Here is a 24556-nt window from a genome sequence, read left to right on the forward strand (position 1 = left end):
CAGCCGCGCATCACCACGAGACGAAGCCTAGCTCATTTATCATACCAGCGCAATTGACTGGTATGATAAAAGCGGTTAGCGTTGATCATCCGGGCCGAGCCCCGGCATGTTCTGGGAGGAAATCATGCGATTGTTGAAGACGGCGCTCGTCGCGGGCGCCCTCGCCGTCCTGTCTGCCACCACCATCGCTTCTGCCTATGCGCAGGAGACCAAGATCGGCTTCATCGTGAAGCAGCCCGAGGAGCCGTGGTTCCAGGACGAATGGAAGTTTGCTGACCAGGCGGCCAAGGAAAAGGGCTTCACGCTGGTGAAGATCGGCGCCGAGGACGGGGAGAAGCTGATGTCGGCAATCGACAATCTGGGAGCCCAGGGCGCCCAGGGGTTCATCGTCTGCACGCCCGACGTGAAGCTCGGACCGGGCATCGTCGCCAAGGCTGCCGCCAACAATCTCAAGCTGATGACGGTCGACGACCGTCTGGTCGGCGCTGACGGCAAGCCGCTTGAAGACGTGCCGCACATGGGCATCTCTGCGACCAAGATTGGCGAGGCTGTCGGCCAGGCGATCGTCGACGAGATGAAGGCGCGCGGCTGGAAGCCTGAAGAAGTCGGCGCTATCCGCGTCTCCTACGACCAGCTGCCGACCGCCGTGGACCGCGTCGAAGGCGCGATCTCGGTGCTGAAGGCGAACGGCTTCAAGGCGGACAACATCTTCGACGCACCGCAGGCCAAGACCGACACGGAAGCCGCGCTGAACGCCGCGACCGTGGTGCTGAACAAGCATGCCGACATCAAGAAGTGGGTCGCCTTCGGCCTCAACGACGAGGCGGTCCTGGGTGCGGTGCGCGCTTCGGAAGGCGTCGGCATTGCGGCTGACGGCATGATCGGCGTCGGCATCGGCGGCGCAGACTCGGCCATCAACGAGTTCAAGAAGCCGGCCGCGACCGGGTTCATCGGCTCGGTGATCATCTCGCCGAAGCGTCACGGCTACGAGACCGCGCTCAACATGTATGAGTGGGTCGCCAACAACAAGGAGCCGGAGAAGCTGATCCTGACCGCCGGCGCGCTTGCCAAGCGCGACGACTACCAGAAGGTCCGCGCCGAACTCGGCATCGAGTAAGCCGCTGCATTGAACGGTGTCCGGCGGCAGAGCCTTGGCCCTGCCGCCGGATTTTCAGGAGGACCGTCGATGGCATATCTGGAATTTTCCCGCATCTCGAAATCCTATCCGGGCGTCCAGGCGCTGTCGGACGTGTCGTTCAGCGTCGAGAAGGGCGCCGTGCATGGCCTGATGGGCGAGAACGGCGCCGGCAAGTCGACGATGATCCGGGTGCTCTCGGGCGACCAGCACACCGACTACGGCGACATCATCATCGACGGCCAGGTGCAGAAATACGCCTCGACGCGCGACGCCTTCCATGCCGGCGTCATCGTCATCCACCAGGAGCTGCAGCTCGTTCCCGAGCTGACCGTCGCCGAGAACCTGAGGCTCGGGCGTTTCCCGGCCAATGCCGGCGTGATCCAGTCCAGGCAGATGTTCGCCGAAGTCGGCGAGAAGCTGAAGTCGGCCGGCATCGACATCGCCCCGCGTCGCAAGGTCAAGACGCTGTCCATCGGCGAGCGCCAGATGGTCGAGATCGCCAAGGCGATCATGCTCGACGCCCGGGTGATCGCGCTCGACGAGCCGACCTCGTCGCTGTCGTCGCGCGAAAGCGAAATCCTGTTTGCCCTGATCGAGCGCCTGCGCGCCGAGGGCAAGGTCATCCTCTACATTTCCCACCGGCTCGACGAGGTGTTCCGCCTCTGCGACAGCCTGACGGTGCTGCGCGACGGCAAGCTGGCCGCGCATCATCCGAGCCTCGAAAACGTCACCCGCGAGCAGGTGGTCGCCGAAATGGTCGGTCGCGAGATCGCCAATGTCTGGGGCTGGCGGCCGCGTGCCATCGGCGACGTCAGGCTGAAAGTCGACGGCATCTCGGGCGAGAAGCTCGGCCAGCCCGCGAGCTTCGAGGTTCGCGCAGGCGAAATCCTCGGCTTCTTCGGCCTGATCGGCGCCGGCCGCTCCGAGCTGATGCGGCTTGTCTACGCCGCCGACCCACGCTCGGGCGGTGCGATCGCCATGGACGGCAAGGCGATCCATCCCGCCGATCCGCACCAGGCGATCCGCGCCGGCATCGTGCTGTGCTCGGAAGACCGCAAGCATGACGGCATCATCCAGGGGCGTTCGCTGGAGGAGAACATCAACATCTCCTCGCGGCGCCACCACGCGCGCCTCGGCATGCTCAACCCGCGCAAGGAGGTGGAGGTTGCAGAGACCTTCATCAGGAAGCTCAAGGTCAGGACGCCGTCGCGCAAGCAGGACATCGTCAACCTGTCCGGCGGCAACCAGCAGAAGGTGATCCTCGGGCGCTGGCTGTCGGAAGAGGGCGTGCGCGTGCTGATCGTCGACGAGCCGACACGCGGCATCGACGTGGGCGCCAAGTCGGAGATCTACGACATCCTCTACCAGCTCGCCGAGCAGGGCATGGCGATCGTCGTCGTGTCGAGCGAGCTGCCCGAGGTGATGGGCATCTGCGACCGCATCCTGGTCATGTGCGGCGGACGTATCTCGGCGCATATCGACCGCGAACAGTTCAGCGAGCGCGCGATCCTGGCGGCAGCGCTCCCCGACAAGAAGACGCCAGCTGCAATCGCATCTTAAGGGGACGGAGCATGACGAAATCTTTCAAGAACGTACTGCTCGGCGACCAGGGCCTGGTCGTGATCTTCGTGCTGGCCTTCGCGCTGGTGTCGATCTTCGTCCCGAACTTCCTGACCGAACGCAACATGCTGGGCCTGCTGCAGTCGGTGGTCACCGTCGGCATCGTCGCCTGCACCATGATGTTCTGCCTGGCGGCGCGCGACTTCGACCTGTCGGTCGGCTCCATCGTCGCCTTTGCCGGCATGGTGGCGGTGATGGCCTCCAACACCACGGGCTCGATCTTCATCGGCATCGTTGCCGCCATCCTGTGCGGTGCCGCGGTCGGGTTGGTCAACGGCGTGGTCATCGCCAAGTTCCGCATCAACGCGCTGATCACCACGCTTGCTACCATGCAGATCGTGCGCGGCCTGGCGCTGATCTCGTCCGACGGGCGCGCCGTCGGCATCAACGACCCGAATTTCTACCAGCTGGCGCTGTCGAAGCTGTTCGGCGTGCCGACCCCGATCTGGGTGCTCCTGGTACTGTTTGCCGTGTTCGGCTTCGTGCTCAACCGCACCGTCTTCGGCAAGAACACGCTTGCCATCGGCGGCAATCCCGAGGCGTCCCGGCTGGCCGGCGTCAATGTCGATCGTACCCGCATCTGGATCTTCACGCTGCAGGGCGTGGTGTGCGCCATCGCCGGCGTCCTGCTTGCCTCGCGCATCACCTCAGGCCAGCCCAATGCCGCCATCGGGCTCGAGCTGTCGGTCATTTCGGCCTGCGTGCTCGGCGGCGTGTCACTGGCCGGTGGTCGCGCGGCGATTGCCGGCGTCATCGTCGGCGTGATGATCATGGGCATCGCCGAAAACGTCATGAACCTCCTGAACATCCCGGCCTTCTACCAGTACATCGTCCGCGGCGTGATCCTGCTGCTGGCCGTGCTGCTCGACAATCTGAGGTCCAGCGCGCTCGGACGCCGGTGAGATGCCAGGGTTCGTCAGGCTTGAAAACGACCGTCTGTCGCTGCGGGTGAGCCCACGGGGCGGGGCGGTCGTCGACGGCTCCACCCGTGACGGCCGGCCATTCCTTCGGCCGTTCGGCGACGGCAGCTTCGACGTGCTGCGCTCGGCCTGCTTCCCGCTGGTGCCGGTCGGCAATCGCGTCGAGAGCAATGGTTTCGAGCATGGCGGCAGGCACTATCGCTTCGTGCCCAACACCGCCGAGCCCTATTACATCCATGGCGACGGCTGGCTTGCCTCGTGGGCGGTCGACGAGGCGTCGGCCGCGCATGTGACGCTCGTATTCGAGCAGGCGCGGCCGGAAAAGTCGCCGCATGTCTATCGCGCGGTGCAAACCATGGCGCTGGATGGTGCCACGGTGCGGCTGGAACTCAAGGTGACGAACCGGTGTCGAGAGACGCTGCCTTTCGGTATCGGCTTCCATCCCCATTTCCCGCGCACCGGCGGAACCAGGCTGATGGCCTCGGCCGAAGGCTGGTGGACCGAACGCGAGGGCTTTCTGCCCGGCGTGCGCACGCCTATCCCCGACAGTGCGGATTTCTCGACGCTGCGCAAGCTGCCGCGTCGCAGGCTGAACAATTGCTTCGAAGGCTGGAACGGCCGGGCGCGCATCGCCTGGCCCGAGACGAGGCTCGCCGCCGACATGACGGCCGATCCCATCTTCTCGCGCTACATGCTCTACGCGCCGGAGGACGACACGGGCTTCTTCTGCCTCGAACCGATGTCGCACGCGCCCAACGCGCTGGCGATTTCGGGGGCCGACGCCCTCCATCTTCTTGCCCCCGGCGAAACCCTGTCCGGCGCGTTTTCGATCACCGTTTCCGATTGCGAGGAATTCCAATGAGCGACCGTCTTGTCGGCAAGCGCATTTTTCTCACCGGTGCTGCCCAAGGCATCGGACTGGCGATCGCCGAACAGTGCCTGAAGGAAGGCGCGAAGCTGTTCGTCGTCGACCGCGACGGGGCGCTGTTGCGCGAGACGGTGAGGAAGCTCGGTGCGGGCGAGGGCATGCTCGGCCACGCCGAAGCCGACATCTCCGACGCCATTGCCATCGCCGCCGCCATGGCGCAGGCCGACAAGGAGATCGGGCCGGTCAATGCGCTGATCAACAATGCCGGCATCAACGTCTTCAGCCTGCCGCTCGAGACAACCGACGAAGAATGGCAGCGCTGCTTCGACGTCAATCTCAAGGGCGCATGGAACTGCTGCAAGGCAGCACTTCCCGGCATGATCGCGGCCGGCGGCGGGGCGATCCTGAACATCGCATCGACGCACTCCTTCACCATCATCCCGCACACCTTCCCCTATCCGCTGGCCAAGCACGCGCTGCTGGGCCTGACCAAGTCGCTGGCGTTGGAATATGCGGCGGCCGGCGTGCGCGTGAACGCGCTGGCGCCGGGATATGTCGAGACGCAGAAGAACATCGACTACTGGAACAGCTTTCCCGATCCGGTGAAGGCCAAGGCCGAGACGCTGGCGCTGCACCCGGGCAAGCGCATCGCCACCACGACTGAGATCGCCAAGGCCGCCGTGTTCATGATCTCGGACGAGTGCCCGTTCATGAACGCCGCGACGCTTGTGGTCGATGGTGGTCTCAGCGTGCTGCAGCACGCGGTCTGACGGGACTCTGACAGAAGGTACAGCACGTGACACGGAAACTGCGTTCCCAGGCCTGGTTCGGCGGCTTCGGCAAGGATGCTTTTATCCACCGCAGCTGGATGAAGAACAACGGCCTGCCCGACGATGCCTTCGACGGGCGCCCGGTCATCGGCATCTGCAACACCTTCTCCGAACTCACGCCCTGCAATGCCCATTTCCGCGGGCTGGTCGAGCATGTGAAGGCGGGTGTGCTCGAAGCCGGCGGCCTGCCGTTGGAATTCCCCGTCTTCTCCTGTGGCGAGTCCAACCTGCGGCCGACAGCGATGCTGTTCCGCAACCTCGCCTCGATGGACGTCGAGGAGGCGATCCGCGGCAACCCGATGGACGGCGTCGTGCTGATGGCCGGCTGCGACAAGACCACGCCATCGCTGGTGATGGGGGCTGCCTCCTGCGACGTGCCGGCGATCGTCGTCTCGGGCGGCCCGATGCTCAACGGCCGCTTCCGCGGCAAGGCCATCGGCTCGGGCACCGACGTGTGGAAATTCTCCGAGGACGTGCGCGCCGGCGTGATGAGCGAGCAGGAGTTCGCCGCCGCCGAAAGTGCCATGTCGCGCTCGCCCGGCCATTGCATGACCATGGGCACGGCCTCGACCATGGCCTCGATGGTCGAGTCGCTCGGCCTCGCGCTGCCGGGTAACGCCGCCTATCCGGCTGTCGACGCCCACCGCGCCCGGCTTGCTCGGCTGTCGGGCCGGCGCATCGTCGAGATGGTGAAGGAGGACCTACTGATGTCCAGGATCCTCACCCGCAAGGCCTTCGCCAATGCCATCCGCGTCAACGGCGCCATTGGCGGCTCGACCAATGCGGTCGTGCACCTGCTGGCGATTGCCGGCCGCACCGGCACCGAGCTTTCGCTCGACGACTGGGACCGCTTCGGCGGCGACATACCCACCATCCTGAACCTGATGCCGTCGGGCAAATTCCTGATGGAGGAGTTCTGCTATGCCGGCGGCCTGCCAGCGGTGATGAAGGAGATCGCCGACCTGCTCGATCTCGACGCGCTGACGGTGACCGGCAGGACAGTAGGCGAGAACATCGCCGGTGCCGAGAACTTCAATCACGAGGTGATCCTACCGCGCGACAAGGCGCTGACGGCGCAGGGCGGCATTGCCGTGCTGCGTGGCAATCTCGCCCCCGATGGCGCGATCCTGAAGCCGTCGGCCGCCTCGCCCGAGCTGATGCGCCATCGTGGACGCGCCGTCGTGTTCGAAAGCATCGAGCACTACAAGGCGCGTGTCGACGACCCCGCGCTCGATATCGACGAGACCTGCGTGATGGTGCTCAAGAACTGCGGGCCCAAGGGTTATCCCGGCATGGCCGAGGTCGGCAACATGGCGCTGCCGCAGAAGCTTCTGGCAAAGGGCGTGCGCGACATGGTGCGCATTTCCGACGCGCGCATGTCGGGCACCGCCTTCGGCACCGTGGTCCTGCACGCAGCACCCGAAGCCGCCGTCGGCGGGCCGCTGGCGCTGGTCGAGGACGGCGACATGATCGAGCTCGACGTCGAGGCGCGCCGGCTGAACCTCGAAGTCACCGACGAGGAGCTGGCGCGGCGCCGGGCGCGCTGGAAGGCACCGGAGCCCATGATGCAGGGTGGCTACCAGAGCCTCTATGTCGAGCGCGTCATGCAGGCCGACAAGGGCGCCGATCTCGACTTCCTGGTCGGTTGCCGCAGCCACGACGTGCCGCGCGAGAGCCACTGAGGTCCATCATGCCGCGCTTCCCCGCAGCTGACATGCACGGCATCCACGCCATCCTCTACGCGCTGTTCGACGAACACGAGCGCCTCGACCGCGCGGCAATGCGTCGCCAGGTCGAGATCTGCCTCGATGTCGGCGTGCACGGCATGGCGGCTCTCGGCCTTGCCACCGAGGCCTCGAAGCTGAGCGAGGCCGAGCGCCGCACGGTCATGGAATGGATCGCGGAAGACACGGGCGGTCGTGTGCCGCTGGCGCTGACCATCTTCGGCTCATCCGTCGCCGAACAGGTGGCGCAGGTCCGCCATGCCGAGAGCGTCGGCGCCGACTGGCTGATCCTGCAGCCGCCGATGGTGGGGCAGTTCGTAGCAGTCGAGTACATCCGCTTCTTCGGCCGCGTGGCAGACGCCACCGACCTGCCGGTCGCGATCCAGAATGCGCCTGCCTTCATGGGGCGCGGGCTGAGCTCGCAGGAGATCGCCGACCTCGTGCGGCAGCATCCCAACATCCAGCTGGTCAAGGGCGAGGGGCCGGTGACCGACATCGCCGGCCTGGTCGAGGCGACCGGCGGCAAGCTGCCGATCTTCAACGGCCGCGGCGGGCTCGAGCTGATCGACAATTTGCGCATCGGCTGCCGGGGCCTGATCCTGGCGCCCGACTGTATCGACCACGCGGTCGCCGTCTACGAAGCCTTTGCTGCCGACGACGAAGAGGCTGCCATGGCGCACTACCGTACCATGCTGCCCGCCGTGGTATCGACCATGCAGGGCATCGAGCACCTGATGTGCTACGGCAAGCGCCTGTTTGCACTCCGCGCCGGCCTCACCGTCCATGACCGCGCCCCGGCGCTGCGCCCGAACGCGACCGGGCTTGCCATGATCGGGTGCTTCGCCGCCGAGCTTGGACCGCTTCAGCGCTGGCGCCGCTGACCTGCCCGGGGTGGCCAGCGTCACCGCGCCTGATGGCGTGTCAGATGCCGCTCCAGCAGGCGTACCAGCGTGATCAGGATGAGGTTGGTCGCCAGATACAGCGCACCCGCAATCGCGAACACCTCGAAGACGGCATAGGTCTGGCTCATCAGCCGCTTGGCGTATCCGGTGATCTCGAGCACGGTGATGGTGGAAGCGAGGCTCGTGCCCTTGACCGTCAGCACGAGTTCGTTGCCGTAGGCCGGCAGTGCCTGGCGGATGGCGAGCGGAAACTCGATCCGGCGGAAGCGCAGGAAGCGCGACATGCCGCAGGCCTGGGCCGCCTCGACGAGGCCGGCAGGCACCGACATGAGCCCGCCGCGCAGGATCTCGGAGGTGTATGCGGCAGTGTTGAGGGCAAGCGCCAACACGGCACAGCGCGCGCCGTCGCTGACCACCCACCAAAGCGCGGCGTTGTCCTTGACGAAGGAGAGCTGCCCGAGCCCGTAGTAGAAAAGGAATATCTGCACGAGCAGTGGCGTGCCGCGAAAGACGGTACTGTAATACTTTGCGAAGCCGGCGATCGCCCGGTTCGACGAGAGCCGCATGATGGCGAGCCCGAGGCCAAGGTTGAAGCCGACCAGGACGGACAGGAAGGTGAGTACCGCCGTGACCTTGAGGCCCTTGAAGAGCACGGGCAGCGCCTGCCCGATGAGTTCGAGATCCATCGGACTATTTCCTTGAACGGAGCCTGAGCAGGCGTTCGGCCCAGTCGATGCCGGCCTGGCTGACCAGCGTGATCACCAGATAGACCACCGCTGCGATGAGATAGAAAATGAACGGGTTCCGCGTCGTGTTGGAACCGATGAACGCCGTGCGCATCAGCTCCTGCAGGCCGACCACCGATACCAGCGCGGTGTCCTTGATGGTGACCTGCCAGACATTGTTCATGCCGGGAATGGCGATGCGCAGCATCTGCGGGGCGATGATGCGGCGGAAGATGCGCAGGCTCGGGATGCCGAGCGCCCGGGCGGCCTCGATATGGCCCTGCGGAATGGCGGCGAGCGCTCCGCGCACGACTTCGGTGGAATAGGCGCCCGATATCGCACCGATGGCGATGACGGCAATGACGAAGGCATAGCCGCTTTCGGCCAGGCCGGCATAGCCGAAGGCCGTGGCCACCCTGGTGACGAATTCGACGGAACTGAAGAAGAGCAGGTAGATGATGAGCAGTTCCGGCACCCCGCGCACCAGCGCTGTGTATCCGTCGACCAGATAGTTCAGCGGGCGGACGCGGCCCCACTTGATCATGCCGCATATCGTGCCGATGACGAAGCCGCCGAGCATGCTGGCGATCGCCACCGCGATGGTGATCGAACCGCCGCGCAAGATGGCGCCGATCCAGCCGCCTTCCCATACCTGCCAAAGACCGAATTCCATCGGACCCGCCTGATGTTTTGATGATGGTCATGCCCGAAAGGCAGCCGGGATGGCGCCTTCCGGGCTTTCGCAGCGACCGGGCACACTGTTGCGCCGGTCGCCTCAGCGCGTCACTGGCAGGGACGGGAGATGTCCGTCTTGAACCATTTCTGGCTCGCCTTGCCGATGGAGCCGTCGGCGACCAGTTCGCATAGCGCCTTGTCGATGTCGGCCTTGAGCGCAGTGTTCTCCTGCGCAATGCCCACGCCGATACCTTCGCCGAGCGATGGGTCGAATGTGCTCTGGATCTTCACGTCGACGAACTGGAAGGTCTTGCCGTCTGGCTTGTCGAGGAAGTCCTGCAGCGCCGAGGCGTCGGCGAAGGCGGTGTCGATGCGGCCGGTGGCAAGGTCGATCTGCATCTGGTCGAGCGTGTCGTAGGTCTTGAGATCGGCATTCGGCACGCGCTTTTCGAGGAAATGCGCATGCGTCGTGCCTGCCTGGACGCCGACCTTCTTGCCGTCGAGCGACTTGAGCAGCGTGTCGATGTCCTTGATGCCGGCGAGGTCGGAATCCTTCGGTGCCACGAACATGTTGGCAAGCTCGGCATAGCCGACGGAGAAGTTGATCTCCTTCTTGCGGTCGGCGGTGATCGACATGCCCGAGATGATGATGTCGAAACGCTTGGCCTTGAGCGCCGGGATCAGCCCGTCGAAGGCCTGGACGACGAAGTGGCACTTGGTGTTCAGCTTGGCGCAGAGCAATGCGCCGACGTCGGCGTCGAAGCCGGTGACGTTGCCGGCGGCATCGGCCATGCTCCAGGGCGGATAGGCGCCCTCGGTGCCGATCGACAGCTCACCCTCGTTGGCGAATGCGCTGCCCATTCCTGCGGCGAAGCAGGCGAGCAGGGACAGGACCTTCAATTTCATCTTTCGTGTTCCCCATTGTTGGATGTTGTTGGGTTGCATCGGGCTGGGCGCCCTGTTGCTCCGTGGTCGCGCCGGGCCGTCAGAGCGTCCTTGCCAGGAACTGGCGCAGGCGCTCCGAACGCGGATTGGCGAAAAGCTCCGCCGGCGCTCCCTCCTCCTCCACCTTGCCGCGGTGGAGGAAGAGGATCTTGTGCGACACCTCGCGCGCGAACTGCATCTCGTGCGTCACGAGGATCATGGTGTTGCCTTCCTCGGCGAGCTGGCGGATGACGCGCAGCACCTCGCCGACGAGTTCGGGGTCGAGCGCGGATGTCGGCTCGTCGAGCAGGATGACCTTGGGCCGCATGGCAAGTGTGCGGGCGATCGCCGCGCGCTGCTGCTGGCCACCCGACAGCTGGCCGGGATATTGGGCTTGCTTGTCGGAAAGCCCGACCTTCTTGAGCAGGGCGTGCGCGCGCTCGACGGCTTCGTCACGCCGTTCCTTCAGGACATGCACCGGGGCCTCGATGATGTTCTCGAGCACGGTCAAATGCGGCCAGAGGTTGAAGCTCTGGAATACCATGCCGACGCGGGCGCGGATCCGCTCGACCTGGCGCATGTCGGCGGGATGGATGCTCCCGTCCGACGCAGTCTTCATCCGGATCTCCTCGCCATCGACGATGATGCGGCCGCCATTGGGCTGCTCAAGCAGGTTGATGCAGCGCAGGAACGTGCTCTTGCCCGAGCCGGACGAGCCGATCATCGACACCACCTCGCCAGCTCTGGCCGAAAGGCTGACGCCGCTCAGCACTTCCAGCTGGCCGAAGCGCTTGTGCAGGTCGAGCACTTCGACTGCGGGCGTCTGCCGGCTCGCAGGATGCGGCTGCACGACGGTCGCGGTCGCGGGCTTCGGCATGGACAGCGGCTTGTTCTCTGGCCCGCCGTCGACCGCCTTGAGGTCGGCGAATGCCCGGTCGAAGTAGCGCAGGCTCGTGTTCAGGCAGTTCCACTGCCAATCCGGGTCCTCCGGAATGAAGGCCGCCCGCAGGTTGGCCTTGATGCGCTGGCCGAGCGATGAGTCAACCTTGCCGAACACATGCAGCCAGTTGTCGGCCTGCACCGCGTCCATGACGGTCGGTCCGTCGAGCGTGCCGCACTCTACGACCAATGGCAGGACGCGCGCTTCAGGCATGGCTTTTCGGACCGCAGCCGAAACGTAGCCGGTGGCGGTAGCGGCAATGCCGGTGTCCGTCGTGGCGTCCTTGCCGGTCAGGACCATGGAGAGGGCCGGGCCGAAGATCGACCTGCCCCAGGCGAGCCCCTTGTGCTCGGTTTCGGCGACCGCAAGCAGGGCCGGGTAGCCATAGGGGCCGGCGCCGGTGTGCAGGTCGAAGACCACGACGTGACGCGCCTGGCCCGCAAAGGTCGTGAGGATGTCGCTGAGCGTGCGGTTCGACCAGACCGGTCCAGCGCCGCCGTAGAACAGCCCGTCGGGAAAATCGTACTGTCCGGCCTCGACGATGGGGGCCAGGCCGGCGTGGCCGCCGAGCCTTTGCATTGCCGCCGCGAGCGCTTCGTCGGCCTTGTTGCGGTCCGGGCCTTCCCATTCGTGGCAGACCAGGGCCTCGTGCAAGGCCGCGTAGCTGTCGTTCTTCGGCGCGCCCGCCTGCCAGTCGATGAAGTTGCGGTTGAGGTCGACATTGTCTTCGTTGACGCGCCGCGACCAGGCCGTGCCCCATGGGTTGATGAGGTGGATGGCGAGCACGGCCGTGTCTTCCGGCAACCGCCAGGGCGAATTCTCCTCGAGCCACGCCGTCTGGCAAGCCGAGCCGAACTGGCCTTCGACCCCATGGGTGCCCGAGACCAGCACCATCAGTTTCGAAGCGTCGCGGCGGCCGAGATAGGCGACGTCCGTGGTGAGCGCCTCTCCGGCCGGCCCGTGGAGCGGGTGGAGATATTCGGTGAGCTCGGCGCCTGACCGCGCAGCGGCGGCGCGGAATCGCTGGCGGAGCTCGGCGTAGTCGACGGAGTAGGAGCGGCTTGCTGGGGCGTCACGCATCGGACGGGTTTCCGCGCTCGTTGCTGTCTTTGGCAGGAAGTGGAGCAAGGGGCAGGACCTTTCCCGGATTCATGAGTTGCAGGCCGTCGAGCGCGTCCTTGACGCGCATCATCAGGTTCAGCTTGCCTGGATCGGCCGTGGCGAGCAGCGACTGGATGCGCTTGGAGCCGACCCCGTGTTCGGCCGAGAACGAACCCCCGAGCGCTGCGAGATCGGCGTAGAGAACCGCTTCGATCGCCTCGGCGACAGGCTGCGGCAGCGGGCCCTGCCGGTTGAGAACGATGTGAAGATTGCCGTCGGCGAGATGGCCAAAGACGTAAGGTTCCAGGTCGTCGTCGATGGCGGACAGACCTGCGAGGACCCTCTCGACATAGCCATCGATTTCAGAAAGCGGCACGGACACGTCGTAGGAGGGGGCCGCTTCATGCGCCCGGTAGATCACGTCGGTGTCCTCGCGCAGTCGCCACAAAACCTCTTCCTGGCGCTTCGACCCTGCGACGATGCCTATGGTCTCGGGGTGGCGTTCAAGCAGGTCGACAAACAGCCTCTCGAATTCGGCCCGCAGGATCTCCTCGTGTGCGCCACCGAGCGCCAAGAGCAGATAGATCGGCAGGTCGAGGTCGAAATCAGCCTCGGCCCAGCCATGTGCCGAGGCGGCCAGCCCGATATAGGGTCGCCACATGGCCTCGGCCGCTCGCAATTGGCCGCCCTCGCTGTCGAGCGCCAGGCGGATGAGTTCGAGCGCAGCACTGACCGAAGGCAGGCCGAACAGCGCCGTCGCGGTCGCCCGCGGCGTGGAGTCGAGCTTCACCACCACCCTGGTGACGATGCCGAGCGTGCCTTCCGCACCGATGAACAGGTGTTTGAGGTCGTAGCCGGCGGCGTTCTTCACCACCCGCGTCATGTCGGAATAGACCGTGCCGTCGGCCAGCACGGCCTCGAGGCCGAGCACGCGATGTCGCATGACGCCATTGCGGAACGCCATGACACCGCCTGCATTGGTCGACACCATGCCGCCGATGGTGGCGCTGCCGCGTGCCGCGAGATCGATGCCCGGTTCCAGCCGGTGCTCCAGCGCGGCCACCTGCAAGGCTTCGAGGCTCACGCCGGCTTGGACGACGGCGGTGCGTTCGACTGGATCGAGCCGTTCGATGCGGTTCATCCTTGCGAGCGACAGGACGATTTCGCCGGGCCGCGAGATGCCGCCGCCAACCAGCCCCGTTCGCCCGCCATGGGCGACGACCGGAACGCCATCGCGACGGCAAAGCTGCACCACGCCCGCGACCTCTTCGGTCGAACCAGGGGAGACAATGATGCCGGCGCCCAGATTGTCCGGGTGCTGGCCCGGATCGACGTCAGCCTCGGCGCCGGTGCGCACGTTGCTAGTGCCAACGATCGTGCAAAGGCTGCCGATCAGGTCGCGCGAAACCTCGGCCAGGGCAGGGGCCTCGTGATTGGCGGGGGCCGCCTCCGAGCCCGTCATCGACGTACCATCCCATCGAGGGCAAGGATCAGCCGGTCGTTGTCGCCGGACGAGCCGATCGTCACGCGCAGATAGCGCTCGTAGCCCTTCTCGCGCCAGGCCTTGACGATGATGCCTTCCTGCAGAAGGGCAGCTGCGAGCGTGGAACTGTCGATGCCGCAGTCGAAGAACAGGAAGTTGGTCTGGGAAGGTGCCACCCTGAAGCCGAGCCTTTCGAGCGCGGCTGCGACACGAACACGCTCTTCGCGCAGCCGGGCGACCGAGGCCTGCATCCAGGCTTCGTCGCCAAGTGCGGCGATGGCGGCCGCCTGGGCCGCGGCGTTGACGTTGAATGGCGTCTTGGCGGCTGCCACCAGGCGCGCCAGCGCGGGGTCGGAACAGACGGCGTAGCCGACGCGCAGGCCGGCAAGACCGTAGGCCTTGGAGAATGTGCGCAGCACGATGTAGGCGACGCCGCTGTCGCGCAGCATCTCGAGCCCGTCGGGACTGGAGCCGTCCGCGAACTCGAAATAAGCCTCGTCTAGGACAAGCAGCGTGCCGGGCCGGGTCGCTGCGAGCAGCCGCTGAAGTGACGATGCGTCGAGCGCCGGACCGACCGGGTTCCACGGCGAGGACAGGAAGACGAGGTTAGGTCCGGCGGCGATGGCGCTTTCGAGCGCAGCTATGTCGAAACCGAGATCGTCGGTCATCGCTACCTTGGAGACCATGGCGCCCTGCGCCAGCGGTTCGATCTCGTGCAGGCCGAAGCTGGGGACCACCGTGACGACCGAGGCGCCTGGCAGGAGCGCGGCACGCGAGATCGCGGCGATCATCTCTTCGGAGCCGTTGCCGACGACGATTGTTTCCGGATCGACTGCAAGCTTCCGGCCGAGGGCGGCACGCAGGGCGGTGCATGCCGGATCGGCGTAGCGCCACGGTTCCAGCGTCGGCGAAGCAAGGGCCGCGAGAACTGCCGGCGAACAGCCGTCAGGGTTCTCGTTGCTGGCGAGGCGGGCGATGTCGTCGCGGCCCGAGATCGAGCGGGCAACTGCCACGTTCATGCCGGCATTGTAGGGTGGCAGGGCGGCAACATTCGGGTTTATCGCCAGGCTGGCCATCGGGGTCTTTTCTACCGGATTATCCACGCCAATGTTTCCGTTCTCGGGGTTCTACCTGGAGTTCGTACCGATGTTGGGCGCGCGCCCTGTCATAGGTCCAAGACGACCGATCCTTGCGGCTTGGAGCAGCACAACAGCACCTCGCCTGGGGCAAGTTCGTCGAGCGGCTCCTCGAAATAGGCGACGTCGCCGGAGACCAGTTGCGACTTGCAGGTGCCGCAGATGCCGGCGCGGCAGCTGAATTCGGGCGCAAGGCCCTGGTCCTCTGCGAAGGCAAGCAGCGACTCGGCCGTCGCGTCCCATATGGCCGTGCGACCCGACTTGCGGAATTCGACCATCGTCGCATCTGCGGGTGCCGGGGCAGGCGCCGGTTCGGGTCTCGATGCAGGCGCAGGGGTCGATTCAGGGGTGGGCTCCAGCAGCGTCGCCGGCCCGAAAAATTCGTAGGCGATGCGCTGCCTCGGCACGCCGAAGCCGCGCAGGACGCCGTGCACGGCCTGCATGAATGGCGAGGGCCCGCACAGATAGAAGTCGTAGTCGTCGATCGGCAGCAGGCCCTGCAGCAGTTCGCGCGTCACCACGCCTTGGCTGTGATGGCGGCCGGCATCCCGGTCCCGTTCCGTCGGAAAGCGGTAGCAGAAATGCACCGTCAGGCCGGGTCGTGAAGCGGCGAGCGCCTCGACCTCGTCGCGCAGGGCGTGCACGTCGCCATTGTCGCAGGCATGGACGAAGAGCACCCGCCTGTCGGTCGCCGCGAGCGCGTGCAGCATGGACACGAGCGGCGTGAGCCCGACCCCGCCGCTCAGCAGCACCACCGGTCGCCGGCTATTTCTGTCCAGCACGAAATCGCCGCGTGGGCCTTCGGCCACGAGCAGGTCACCGACCTCTATGTGGTCGTGAAGGAAGCAGGAGCTCAGGCCGTCGGGGACGCCGGGGGAGGGGGCAGCCTCGCGCTTGACGGTGATGCGGTAGCGACCCGGCTCTCCGGGCGAACAGGAGACGCTGTAGTTGCGGAGCACGAAGTCATTGCTGCCCGCCTTCGGAATACGGAAGACCAGAAACTGGCCCGGCTCGAAGCCCCTCCATCCTTCCGGAACCACCGGCTCAAGGTGGAAGGAGGTGATGATGCTGCTTTCGCGCACCTTCGCGACCACCTTGAGTTCGTGGAACCCGTTCCTGCGTGTGCTGGCGGGAGCGGCGAAGGCGTTCATTCGGCCGCTGCCAGCTGCTGTTCCTCGGCTGCGATCAGCTTGGCCAGGTTGCGGCGGAAGCGGAGCGGGCCGACGTCGATCTTGAGATCGAGATTGGGGGTGCGCTTGTTGGCCATGCCCTTGTGCACGGCATTGAGCACCACTCGGTCCTCATCGAAGGCACCGCGCACCGACTTGGCGAACTGGCGCGAGATCTCTTCGACGTCCGGCGCGAAATTGCGCATCTGGAACCAGTAGTATTTGGTGTGGTTCTCATCGACCGGCGTCATGAAGTTGTAGCTGTCCATCAGGAAGACCTCCTCGTGGAGGGACTTGCCTTCGCCGCCGGTGTTGGCCGGCACGAAGATCGCCTTGATGATGGCGTTGCTCGGATAGCGCACCTCGTAGTGCTGCTTGCGGTCGCAGTTGCCGGCGAATTTGAGATAGGGCGCGTAGAAGGGAGCCGGCTCGACGTCGATCATCCAGCGCCAGACGGTGACGCCGTCCTCGCCGATGGTGGTTTCGAGCGGCGCCGCTTCGGCGGCCGAATTGCCGAAAGAGCTTTGATGCACCCAGGCGACGTGCGAGGGGTCCAGCAAGTTGTCGGTCATGTAGAGGTAGTTGCAGTCGAGCGTCATCGACTCGCCGCGGTTCACGCCCCACGCGGGATCGCCCCAGTGGTCCACTTCGAAAATCTTGGCCGGGTCGGCCAGCGCCGCATCGCCCATCCAGACCCACAGCAGGCCGTAGCGCTCTGATATCGGGTAGCTGCGCACCTGGGCGACGTGCGGGATCTTCTCGGCGCCGGGAACGCGGGTGCATGTGCCGGTGCAGTCGAAGGTCAGGCCGTGATAGCCGCATTCGACGTTGTCGCCCTTGATGCGGCCCATCGACAGCGGCAGCTTGCGGTGCGGGCAGGCATCCTCCAGCGCAGCGACGACGCCGTCCGTCTTGCGGTAGAGGACGATCTCCTCGCCCAGCAGCTTGACCGGCTTCAGCTCGTTTTGGCCGACCTCGTGGTCCCACGCGGCGACATACCAGCAATTTCTCAAAAACATGGCCGCTTCCTCCGTGAGACCTCGTCTTTCGGAAGGGAGGCTAACGCGGGGGCATCCGCGCAAAAAGGGCTTGCAGCTGTGTTCTATTTTAGAAAAACTAAAACAGACAGGCTGGATCAGATACGTGAAGAAATCCCCGCCCTTGCGCGCGATACAGGCCTTCGAGGCGTTCGGCCGGCTGGGCAGCGTCACCGGCGCGGCCGACGAACTCGGCGTGTCACCCGGTGCGATCAGCCAGCAGATTCGCAAGGCGGAAGAGGCGCTAGGCATTCTGCTCTTGGAGCGGCGCGGCAGGACGGTCACCATGACCTCCTGGGGGAGGATGTACCATGCAGCCGTCTCGGCGGGCTTCGATCGCATCCGTGACGCAGCCGACCTGCTCGAGCGGACACGGTTGGAAAGCACGCTCACCGTGTCGTGCCTGCCTTCGCTCGCCAGCAAGTGGCTGGCGCCGCAGCTCTTCGACTGGCAGGCGCACCATGTCGGCGCGACGCTGCGGCTGATCGGCGCCGAGCCCGAAGCCCGGTTCGGCGAGGATCAGGTCGACTTCCGCATTTCCTACGGTGCCAAGATCCGCGACTATGACCATTATGCCGAGCTGTTCACGGACTGGGTGGTGCCTGCTTGCTCGCCGGCCCTGCTGGAGCGGCAGCCGCTGCGGACGCCGGCCGACATCCTCGAACGGCCGTTGCTCGGCATCGAATGGGCACGCGACCACCGCTCGCCGCCGACCTGGGCCGAATGGGCATCGAGCATCGGACAGAAATATCGGCGAAACGCCGGCGAGGTCGCGTTTTCGCTGTCGAGCGCGGCCATCGACGCCGCAATCAGTGGTCGGGGATTTGTGCTCGCGCAATTGTCCATGGCTGCCGAAGACATTGCCGCCGGTCGCCTTGTGGTCCCGTTCGACCTGCCGCTGCGCCTCCCGGATCCCTATTTCCTCGCCTGGGACCGCTCGGCGCTGCAAAAGCCGAACGGGGCCGAACTTCGTGCCTGGATCGTGCTGGTCGCTAACCGGCAGGACGCCCGCTACGCGCATTTGCACCAGCGGCAGCGCTGACCCGCGGACACCTGGCCCGAACGCCGCGAAACTTCCGCCTCGAGCAGGGAGCCCCTGTGTTCTGGGTCTCAGCCGATGCGCCGGCCGGTCTCGGGGTCGAACAGGTGGAGGCTCTCCGGGTTCGCCGCGAGCCGTACCGTGTCGCCGGGCTTCACCGAAACGCGCCCCATGGCGAAGACGCAGATCTGCTGGCCGGCCATGTGCGCATAGAATTGCGTCGACATGCCCAAAGGCTCGACCACCTCGACCTCCGCTGCCAGCGGCCCATCCGCCTGAACGCGCAGATGCTCCGGCCGGATGCCAACCGAAATCTTGTCGCCGTTCGTCAGCGGCAGCTCGGCAGGCACTGCCAGCTTCTGGCCGTCGGCGAGCACGGCGATGGCCTGCCCCCCCGCGCGCTCCACCGTCGCCGGCAGGAAGTTCATGCCCGGCGAGCCGATGAAGCCGGCGACGAAGCTGTTGGCCGGACGGTCGTAGAGTTCGAGCGGCGCCCCCACCTGCTGGACGACCCCATCGTGCATGACGACGATGCGGTCGGCCATGGTCATCGCCTCGACCTGGTCGTGGGTGACATAGACGGAGGTGGTCTTGAGCTGCTGGTGCAGCGCCTTGATCTCGGTGCGCATGTGCACGCGCAGCTTGGCGTCGAGGTTGGACAGCGGCTCGTCGAACAGGAACACCTTGGGGTCGCGCACGATGGCGCGGCCCATGGCGACGCGCTGGCGCTGGCCGCCGGACAGTTGGCGCGGCAGGCGCTGCAAAAGCTTGTTGAGGCCGAGCCGGTCCGCGGCGCTTGAGACGCGGTTGTCGATGGCGCCCTTATCGGTCTTCCTGAGCGCCAAACTGAAGCCCATGTTGGCCGAGACGTCCATGTGCGGATAGAGCGCGTAGGACTGGAACACCATGGCGATGTCGCGGTCCTTGGGCGCAACGTCGTTGACGACGCGCTCGCCGATGCGGATCTCGCCGGCCGAGACCTCCTCCAGTCCGGCGATCATCCGGAGCAGCGTAGACTTGCCGCAGCCGGAGGGGCCGACGAGCACGACGAACTCGCCGTCGGAGATCTCGAGGTCGACCGCCTGCAGCACGTTGAGTGCGCCGTAATTCTTCTGAACCTTGTCGAGCGAAACGGATGCCATCGGCTTACCCTTTGACGGCGCCGGCGGTGAGGCCGGTCACGAGATAGCGTTGCAGGAATGCGAAGAAGATGCAGACCGGGATGAGCGCCAGGATCGAGGCGGCCATCATCTGCCCCCAGTCGACGGCGAACTTGCCGATGAAGGTGAGCAGGCCGACGGCGAAGGTCTTCTGGCCTTCGCTCGAGATCAGCATCAGCGCGAAGAGCAGTTCGCTCCAGGCGGCGGTGAAGACGAAACCGAGCGTCGCCCCCATGCCTGGCAGCGTCAGCGGGATGATGATGCGGCGCAACGCCTCGAAGCGCGTGCAGCCGTCGATCATCGCGGCCTCCTCCAGATCCCTGGGGATGCCATCGAAGAAGGACTGCATCAGGAAGGTGGCGAAGGCCGTGTTGAAGGCCGTGTAGATGATGATCAGGCCAGTCAGGCTGTTGGTCAGGCCGATCTCGCCCATGATGCGGTAGATCGGCGGAATGACCATCACCAGCGGAAAGGTCTGCGTCAAAAGAAGCGCGATCGCCACGGTCGTCTTGCCGCGGAACGAGAAGCGCGACATGGCGTAGCCCGCCGCTGAGGCGATGACGGTGACGACGAGCGCGGTGGTCACCGACACGATGACGCTGTTGAGGAAGTAGAGCGGAAAGTCGCTGGCCCTCAGCACGGTGGCATAGTTCTCGAAGGTCGTCGCCGACGGCCACAGCGTGATGCCCTCGGAATAGAGCAGCGACTGCGGCGTGAGCGAGATCTTGAAGGTCCAGTAGATCGGGAACAGCGCGAAGATGACGTAGGCGCCGACGGCCGAATAGAGGCCTATGCCGCCAAGCAGGCGCGAGGAAGTGGAACGTCCGGCGATCATCACGAATACCTCGCAAGCGAGCGGCGGATGCCGATCAGCACCACGGCGTAGAGGATGAGGAGCACGAGCAGCAGCACGGCGACCGCCGAGGCATAACCCTTGTCGAGCGACTTGAAGGCGCTGACATAGATGTAGGTCGCGACCGTGTTGGTGGAGCCGGCCGGCCCGCCCGAGGTCATGACGAAGATCAGGTCGGCGAAGGTCGCGATCCAGATCGTGCGCAGCATCACGGTGATGGCGATTGTCGGCGCCAGGAACGGTAGCGTCACCTTGGAAAAGCGCTGCCACGGCGTGGCGCCGTCGATGGCCGCGGCCTCATGCAGTTCCGACGGGATCGACTTCAGCGCCGCCAAAAGCGTGATGGCGAAGAACGGGATGCCGAACCAGACATTGGCAATGATCGGTCCCCACATGGCGACCTTGGGGTCGGCCAGGATGTTGCTCGGCTCGGCCATGATGCCCATGGCGTAGAGCCAGTGCGGCAGCGGTCCGACGATGGGATTGAACAGCCAGGCCCAGGTAAGCCCGGAGAGGAACGACGGCACCGCCCAGGGCAGGAACACCACCGCCTGCACCACCTTGCGCCCGTAGAACGGCCGGTCGAGCAGCAGCGCAAGGCCGAGCCCGAGGAAGAACTGGAAGAACAAGCTGCCTATGGTCCACCACAGCGTGTTGATCAGCGCCTGGGCGAGCAGCGGGTCGGAGAACATGGCCTGGTACTGGCCGAGCCCGACATACTCGGACCTGAAGGCGGAGAACTTCCGGAACGAATAGCTGATGCCGATGATCAGCGGCACGAGCAGCACCGTGACCAGCAGGATCAGGGCGGGACTGAGATAGAGCCAAGGCTCGAGTGCAGGCAGGGAGCGTCCTCTGCGCCGGGCCTTCTCGGCGGTTCCGATTTCGGAGACTGCATATGTCATGGCGATACTCTCGTCATGTCCAAAGGAGCCGTCCCACGCCCCGCCCGGCCTCGCATGACAAGGGAGGAGGGGCTTGGCAGCGATGCCGGAGCCTTCACCGCAGCGGGAAGGCGACGATGCAATTCGGGGCGTGGGGACGGCAAGGAGTGCGAGGCGCGAACGCCCCGACGTGGCCGCCTACCTCTTGTTCTTGGCCATCCAGTCCTGCTGTTCCTTGGTCAGGAACGCAGCCCACTCGTCGGCGATGTCCTTGGCCGTACGCTGACCCAGCAGCACCTCCTGGAAGTTCTTGACCGAGACCTGGTCATAGAAGTTGCCGAGGTTTTCGAGATGGACCGGCGGCGTCACGAACTCGAACTTGTCGGGGCTGTTCAGCTCCTCGAACCAGCCCTTGAACTGCTCGGTCTTGAAGTGCGGATCTTCGGCGGCGCTGTTGTGGATCGGCAGCACGCCCACTTCCTTCGCCCAGCCGATGTTGTTTGCGGGCGAAAGCAGCGTCGACATCAGCTTCCAGGCGTCTTCCTTGACGTCGGAATTGGCGAACATCGACCAGCCGGCATAGCCGAGCGTCGGATAGGATTTGCCGGAGGGGCCGGCCGGCATGGGTGCCACCGCGAAGTCTTCCGGCTTCATCTTCTCGGCGATGCCGATCAGCGCATCCGGATCCTGGTCGAGCATTGCGCATGTGCCCGAATAGAAGCCGGTCACGATTTCGTTGAAGCCCCAGCTGACGCTGTCCTTCGGCGCGTAGCCGTTCTTATAGATGTCGGCCAGCATCTGCAGACCCTTGACGGAACCTTCCTCGTTGATGGTCGAAGTGCCGTCCTGATTGAAGTAGCCGCCCTTGCCGTTGGCGATGTTCATGAACATCTGAACGCCGTTGAAGCCGCCGGGGCCACCGCGCAGGCAGTAGCCATATTTTCCGTCGAGCGCCGAGATCTTCTTGTTGGCCTCCATGAACTCGTCGAGCGTCGTCGGGGCCTTGTCGAGGCCGGCCTCCTTGAACAGCTTCTTGTTCCAGAACATCGCCCGGAGATAGTAGCCGTAGGGGATCATGTACTGCTTGCCGTCGACCACCGAGCCGAATTGCTTGGCGCGGTCGCCGAGGGTCGCGGCGTCGCCCCACTTGGCCATGTAGGGTCCCAGGTCCTCGAGCTGGCCATTTGTGCCATAGAGGCCGAGCCAGCGCTCAGGCATCTCGACGATGTCGGGGGTGTCGCCCGCCTGCACCATGGTCAGGAACTTCTCGAAGGCCTGGCCCCAGGGCAGCGACACCAGCTCGACCTTGACGCCCGGATTGGCCGCCTCGAACTCGGCGATCTGCTTCTTCAGGAATTCGGTGCGCGGCGGGCTGGTGATGACCTCGACCATCTTGATCGTCGAGTCCGCCAGGGCCGTGCCGGCCGACAGGGCGAGGCCGATGGCCGTCGCGAACAACACTCCGTACTTCTTCATTACAGTCACTCCCATTTAGCTCGGTTTTTGAAGCTGTTATTTCTTTGTCGCCTCGAAGGCCCGATCGATGTCGGCCCAGAGATCCTCCACGTTTTCCAGCCCGACATTCAGCCTGATGGTCCGCGGGCTGACCCCGAACCGGCCGATCGAATTGGCGTCCGGCGTCTGCTGCAGCGAGGCGAGCGCCGGCACCACGAGGCTTTCGTGCCCGCCCCAGCTGACGCCGATGCGGAACAGCTTGAGCGCGTCGACGAAGGCCGGCACGTCGACGTCCTCGGTCACCTCGAAGGAGAACAGGCCCGAGAAGCCTGCAAGCGTGCGTTTGCCCGGATGGTTGGAGTAGGCGGGATGGTTGACGCGCTCGACATGGGCATGGCCCTTCAGCCGCTCGGCAATGGTGAGCGCGCTCTTCATGTGGTGCGGCAGCCGCAGCGGCAGCGTGCGCAGGCCGCGCAGCAAAAGCCATGCCTCGAAGGGGGAAAGCTTTGCGCCGAGATAGGGATAGGTGCGCTCGTTGATGCGGCGGATGTGCTCGGCGGAGCCAGCAACCACGCCCGCGACGGTATCGCTGTGGCCGCCGAGATATTTGGAGGCCGAGTGCATGACCAGGTCGACGCCGTGCAGGATCGGCTTCTGGAACAGCGGCGTTGCCCAGGAATTGTCGACGACGGTGATTATGCCGCGCTCGCGCGCCATGCCCGTCAGCAATTCGAGGTCCTGCAGCTCGAACATCATCGAGGTCGGGCTTTCGAGGTAGAGCATCGCAGCACCCGGCAGGGCGGCGGCGACCGCGTCCGCATCGGAGCCGTCGACATAGTCCACCTTGATGCCGAGATGCGGCAGAAGCCGCTCGAACAGGCGGTAGGCATCGCCATAGCAGTTGCGGATGGCGACGATGCGCTGGCCGGTGCCGACGAAGGCGAGCACCGTGGAGCTGATCGCCGCCATGCCGCTGGAGAAGCCGCGCGCGGCTTCCGCGCCCTCGAGGGCCGCGATGCGGCTTTCGAATTCCATCACCGTCGGATTGTTGCCGCGCGAATAGATCGGGCGTGTGCTTCGGCCGGCGAAGGTGTCGGCCATGTCGGCATAGTTGTCGAAGGTGAACAGCGACGTCTGGTAGATCGGCGGCACCACTGCCCCGCCAGGGAAGGGATCGTCGTGCGCCAGAAGCGTCGCCGCTTCGGCGATGTAGTCCCTGTCGAAATCGCTCGTCCGGTCGTTCATTTGATGTCCGCAGTTTTGAGATTGGCCGCACCGCGCCGGAGGTCGTCCTCGACGGTGGCGATGAGTTTCAACGCCTCGGCACGCGCGCCATCGGCGTCATGCGCGACGATTCGATCGTAGAGCGCGCGGTGGTAGGGAAAGCTGGCATGGCCGAAATCGCGCACGCCGAGCGGGTGCTCCCAGAATCGGTGGAACGCCTCGTGCATGGCCGAAATGATCTGTCCGAACAGGGGATTGCCCGAGACGCTGTAGATGGCAAGGTGGAAGTCCCAGTCTTCCTCGGATGACATGCCGGCGTGGGCATGGAAGGCCTCCTCCATCGCTTCCAGCTTTTCGCGGATGAAGGCGATCTCCTTGGGGCCGGCACGCTGGGCGCAGAGTGCAGCGGCCTCGGCTTCCAGCGCCCGGCGGATCTCGAGCGTCTGCATCAGGCTTTCGAAGTCGTTGCCCGAGGCGAAGGTCAGCGGCAGGTGGAACATGTCGCGCGAGACCGCCGCCTTGAGATAGGTGCCGCTACCCTGGCGGCGCTCGACGAGACCTAGTCCTTCCCAGCGCGTGAGGGCCTCACGTACCGTCGTCCGGCTGACCTTCAGGCGCTCCGAGAGCACGCGCTCGGTCGGCAACCTGTCGCCCGGCTGCAGACCCTCGACAGTGACGAAATCCGCCAGCACGTTGAGCACGGCATCGTCGCGCGCAGTAGGCCTTATCGACTGAAGGGTCGACATTCG

The 24556-nt window shown here is 65.3% G+C and carries 22 protein-coding genes; 8 read left to right on the plus strand and 14 right to left on the minus strand.

What is annotated here, in order from left to right:
- Window positions 1–124: 124 nt before the first annotated feature.
- The 7 genes from AmiPiv_RS09410 (at window position 125) to AmiPiv_RS09440 (ending at window position 7981) form a co-directional block, all read left to right on the plus strand.
- Entirely contained in the window at window positions 125–1117 is a 993-nt protein-coding gene (locus AmiPiv_RS09410) for an arabinose ABC transporter substrate-binding protein (protein ID WP_340037125.1), read from the plus strand.
- A 69-nt stretch (window positions 1118–1186) separates the two neighbouring features.
- Window positions 1187–2698 carry an L-arabinose ABC transporter ATP-binding protein AraG gene (gene araG, locus AmiPiv_RS09415; RefSeq protein ID WP_340037126.1) on the plus strand — a complete coding sequence of 504 codons (1512 nt, stop codon included), beginning with the start codon at window positions 1187–1189 and terminating at the stop codon, window positions 2696–2698.
- A gap of 11 nt (window positions 2699–2709) precedes the next feature.
- Window positions 2710–3660, plus strand: a complete 951-nt coding sequence (araH, locus tag AmiPiv_RS09420; RefSeq protein ID WP_340037127.1) for an L-arabinose ABC transporter permease AraH — start codon at window positions 2710–2712, stop codon at window positions 3658–3660.
- A 1-nt stretch (window position 3661) separates the two neighbouring features.
- Complete coding sequence (locus AmiPiv_RS09425) at window positions 3662–4540, plus strand: aldose 1-epimerase (protein WP_340037128.1); 879 nt, start codon at window positions 3662–3664, stop codon at window positions 4538–4540.
- The gene (locus AmiPiv_RS09430; RefSeq protein WP_340037129.1) at window positions 4537–5316 is read left to right on the plus strand and encodes an SDR family oxidoreductase; all 780 of its coding nucleotides are present in this window, start codon (window positions 4537–4539) and stop codon (window positions 5314–5316) included. The genes AmiPiv_RS09425 and AmiPiv_RS09430 overlap by 4 nt, the downstream gene beginning before the upstream one ends.
- Window positions 5317–5342: 26 nt before the next feature.
- Window positions 5343–7058 (plus strand): L-arabinonate dehydratase, encoded by a 1716-nt coding sequence (gene araD, locus AmiPiv_RS09435; protein WP_340037130.1) that lies wholly within the window; start codon window positions 5343–5345, stop codon window positions 7056–7058.
- Window positions 7059–7066: 8 nt separating this feature from the next.
- Window positions 7067–7981, plus strand: coding sequence for a dihydrodipicolinate synthase family protein (locus AmiPiv_RS09440; protein WP_340037131.1), 915 nt, complete (start codon window positions 7067–7069; stop codon window positions 7979–7981).
- Window positions 7982–8001: 20 nt separating this feature from the next.
- Here the strand turns inward: AmiPiv_RS09440 and AmiPiv_RS09445 are convergent, their stop codons facing one another.
- From AmiPiv_RS09445 to AmiPiv_RS09480, 8 genes are all read right to left on the minus strand, one after another.
- Window positions 8002–8688, minus strand: coding sequence for an ABC transporter permease (locus AmiPiv_RS09445; protein WP_340037132.1), 687 nt, complete (start codon window positions 8686–8688; stop codon window positions 8002–8004).
- Between the two features lie 4 nt (window positions 8689–8692).
- Window positions 8693–9400, minus strand: coding sequence for an ABC transporter permease (locus tag AmiPiv_RS09450; RefSeq protein ID WP_340037134.1), 708 nt, complete (start codon window positions 9398–9400; stop codon window positions 8693–8695).
- Between the two features lie 110 nt (window positions 9401–9510).
- Window positions 9511–10308, minus strand: a complete 798-nt coding sequence (locus AmiPiv_RS09455) for a transporter substrate-binding domain-containing protein (RefSeq protein WP_340037135.1) — start codon at window positions 10306–10308, stop codon at window positions 9511–9513.
- 79 nt (window positions 10309–10387) lie between these two features.
- Entirely contained in the window at window positions 10388–12346 is a 1959-nt protein-coding gene (locus AmiPiv_RS09460; RefSeq protein ID WP_340037136.1) for a DUF2817 domain-containing protein, read from the minus strand.
- Window positions 12339–13829, minus strand: coding sequence for an FAD-binding oxidoreductase (locus AmiPiv_RS09465; RefSeq protein WP_340037137.1), 1491 nt, complete (start codon window positions 13827–13829; stop codon window positions 12339–12341). The genes AmiPiv_RS09460 and AmiPiv_RS09465 overlap by 8 nt, the downstream gene beginning before the upstream one ends.
- On the minus strand, window positions 13826–14926 hold the full coding sequence (gene hisC / locus AmiPiv_RS09470; protein ID WP_340037313.1) for a histidinol-phosphate transaminase: 1101 nt from the start codon (window positions 14924–14926) through the stop codon (window positions 13826–13828). Before hisC ends, AmiPiv_RS09465 begins: the two co-directional genes overlap by 4 nt.
- 89 nt (window positions 14927–15015) lie before the next feature.
- Complete coding sequence (locus AmiPiv_RS09475) at window positions 15016–16137, minus strand: 2Fe-2S iron-sulfur cluster-binding protein (RefSeq protein ID WP_340037138.1); 1122 nt, start codon at window positions 16135–16137, stop codon at window positions 15016–15018.
- Entirely contained in the window at window positions 16134–17174 is a 1041-nt protein-coding gene (locus AmiPiv_RS09480; RefSeq protein WP_340037139.1) for an aromatic ring-hydroxylating dioxygenase subunit alpha, read from the minus strand. Before AmiPiv_RS09480 ends, AmiPiv_RS09475 begins: the two co-directional genes overlap by 4 nt.
- A 142-nt stretch (window positions 17175–17316) precedes the next feature.
- On the opposite strand from AmiPiv_RS09480, the gene AmiPiv_RS09485 reads away from it, so the two are divergent.
- Window positions 17317–18234 (plus strand): LysR substrate-binding domain-containing protein, encoded by a 918-nt coding sequence (locus tag AmiPiv_RS09485; protein ID WP_340037314.1) that lies wholly within the window; start codon window positions 17317–17319, stop codon window positions 18232–18234.
- A 68-nt stretch (window positions 18235–18302) separates the two neighbouring features.
- Here AmiPiv_RS09485 and AmiPiv_RS09490 read toward each other — a convergent pair whose 3' ends face one another.
- The 6 genes from AmiPiv_RS09490 to AmiPiv_RS09515 form a co-directional block, all read right to left on the minus strand.
- Window positions 18303–19373 carry an ABC transporter ATP-binding protein gene (locus tag AmiPiv_RS09490; protein WP_340037140.1) on the minus strand — a complete coding sequence of 357 codons (1071 nt, stop codon included), beginning with the start codon at window positions 19371–19373 and terminating at the stop codon, window positions 18303–18305.
- A 4-nt stretch (window positions 19374–19377) separates the two neighbouring features.
- Window positions 19378–20226 (minus strand): carbohydrate ABC transporter permease, encoded by an 849-nt coding sequence (locus tag AmiPiv_RS09495; protein WP_340037141.1) that lies wholly within the window; start codon window positions 20224–20226, stop codon window positions 19378–19380.
- A complete protein-coding gene (locus AmiPiv_RS09500; protein WP_340037142.1) occupies window positions 20226–21149 on the minus strand; it encodes a carbohydrate ABC transporter permease in 924 nt (307 codons plus the stop codon). The genes AmiPiv_RS09495 and AmiPiv_RS09500 overlap by 1 nt, the downstream gene beginning before the upstream one ends.
- Before the next feature lie 177 nt (window positions 21150–21326).
- On the minus strand, window positions 21327–22604 hold the full coding sequence (locus AmiPiv_RS09505; protein ID WP_340037143.1) for an ABC transporter substrate-binding protein: 1278 nt from the start codon (window positions 22602–22604) through the stop codon (window positions 21327–21329).
- A gap of 36 nt (window positions 22605–22640) precedes the next feature.
- Complete coding sequence (locus tag AmiPiv_RS09510) at window positions 22641–23828, minus strand: PLP-dependent transferase (protein WP_340037144.1); 1188 nt, start codon at window positions 23826–23828, stop codon at window positions 22641–22643.
- Complete coding sequence (locus AmiPiv_RS09515) at window positions 23825–24553, minus strand: FadR/GntR family transcriptional regulator (RefSeq protein ID WP_340037145.1); 729 nt, start codon at window positions 24551–24553, stop codon at window positions 23825–23827. The genes AmiPiv_RS09510 and AmiPiv_RS09515 overlap by 4 nt, the downstream gene beginning before the upstream one ends.
- Between the last annotated feature and the right edge of the window lie 3 nt (window positions 24554–24556).

The organism is Aminobacter sp. Piv2-1, assembly GCF_037625995.1.
Lineage (GTDB): Bacteria > Pseudomonadota > Alphaproteobacteria > Rhizobiales > Rhizobiaceae > Aminobacter.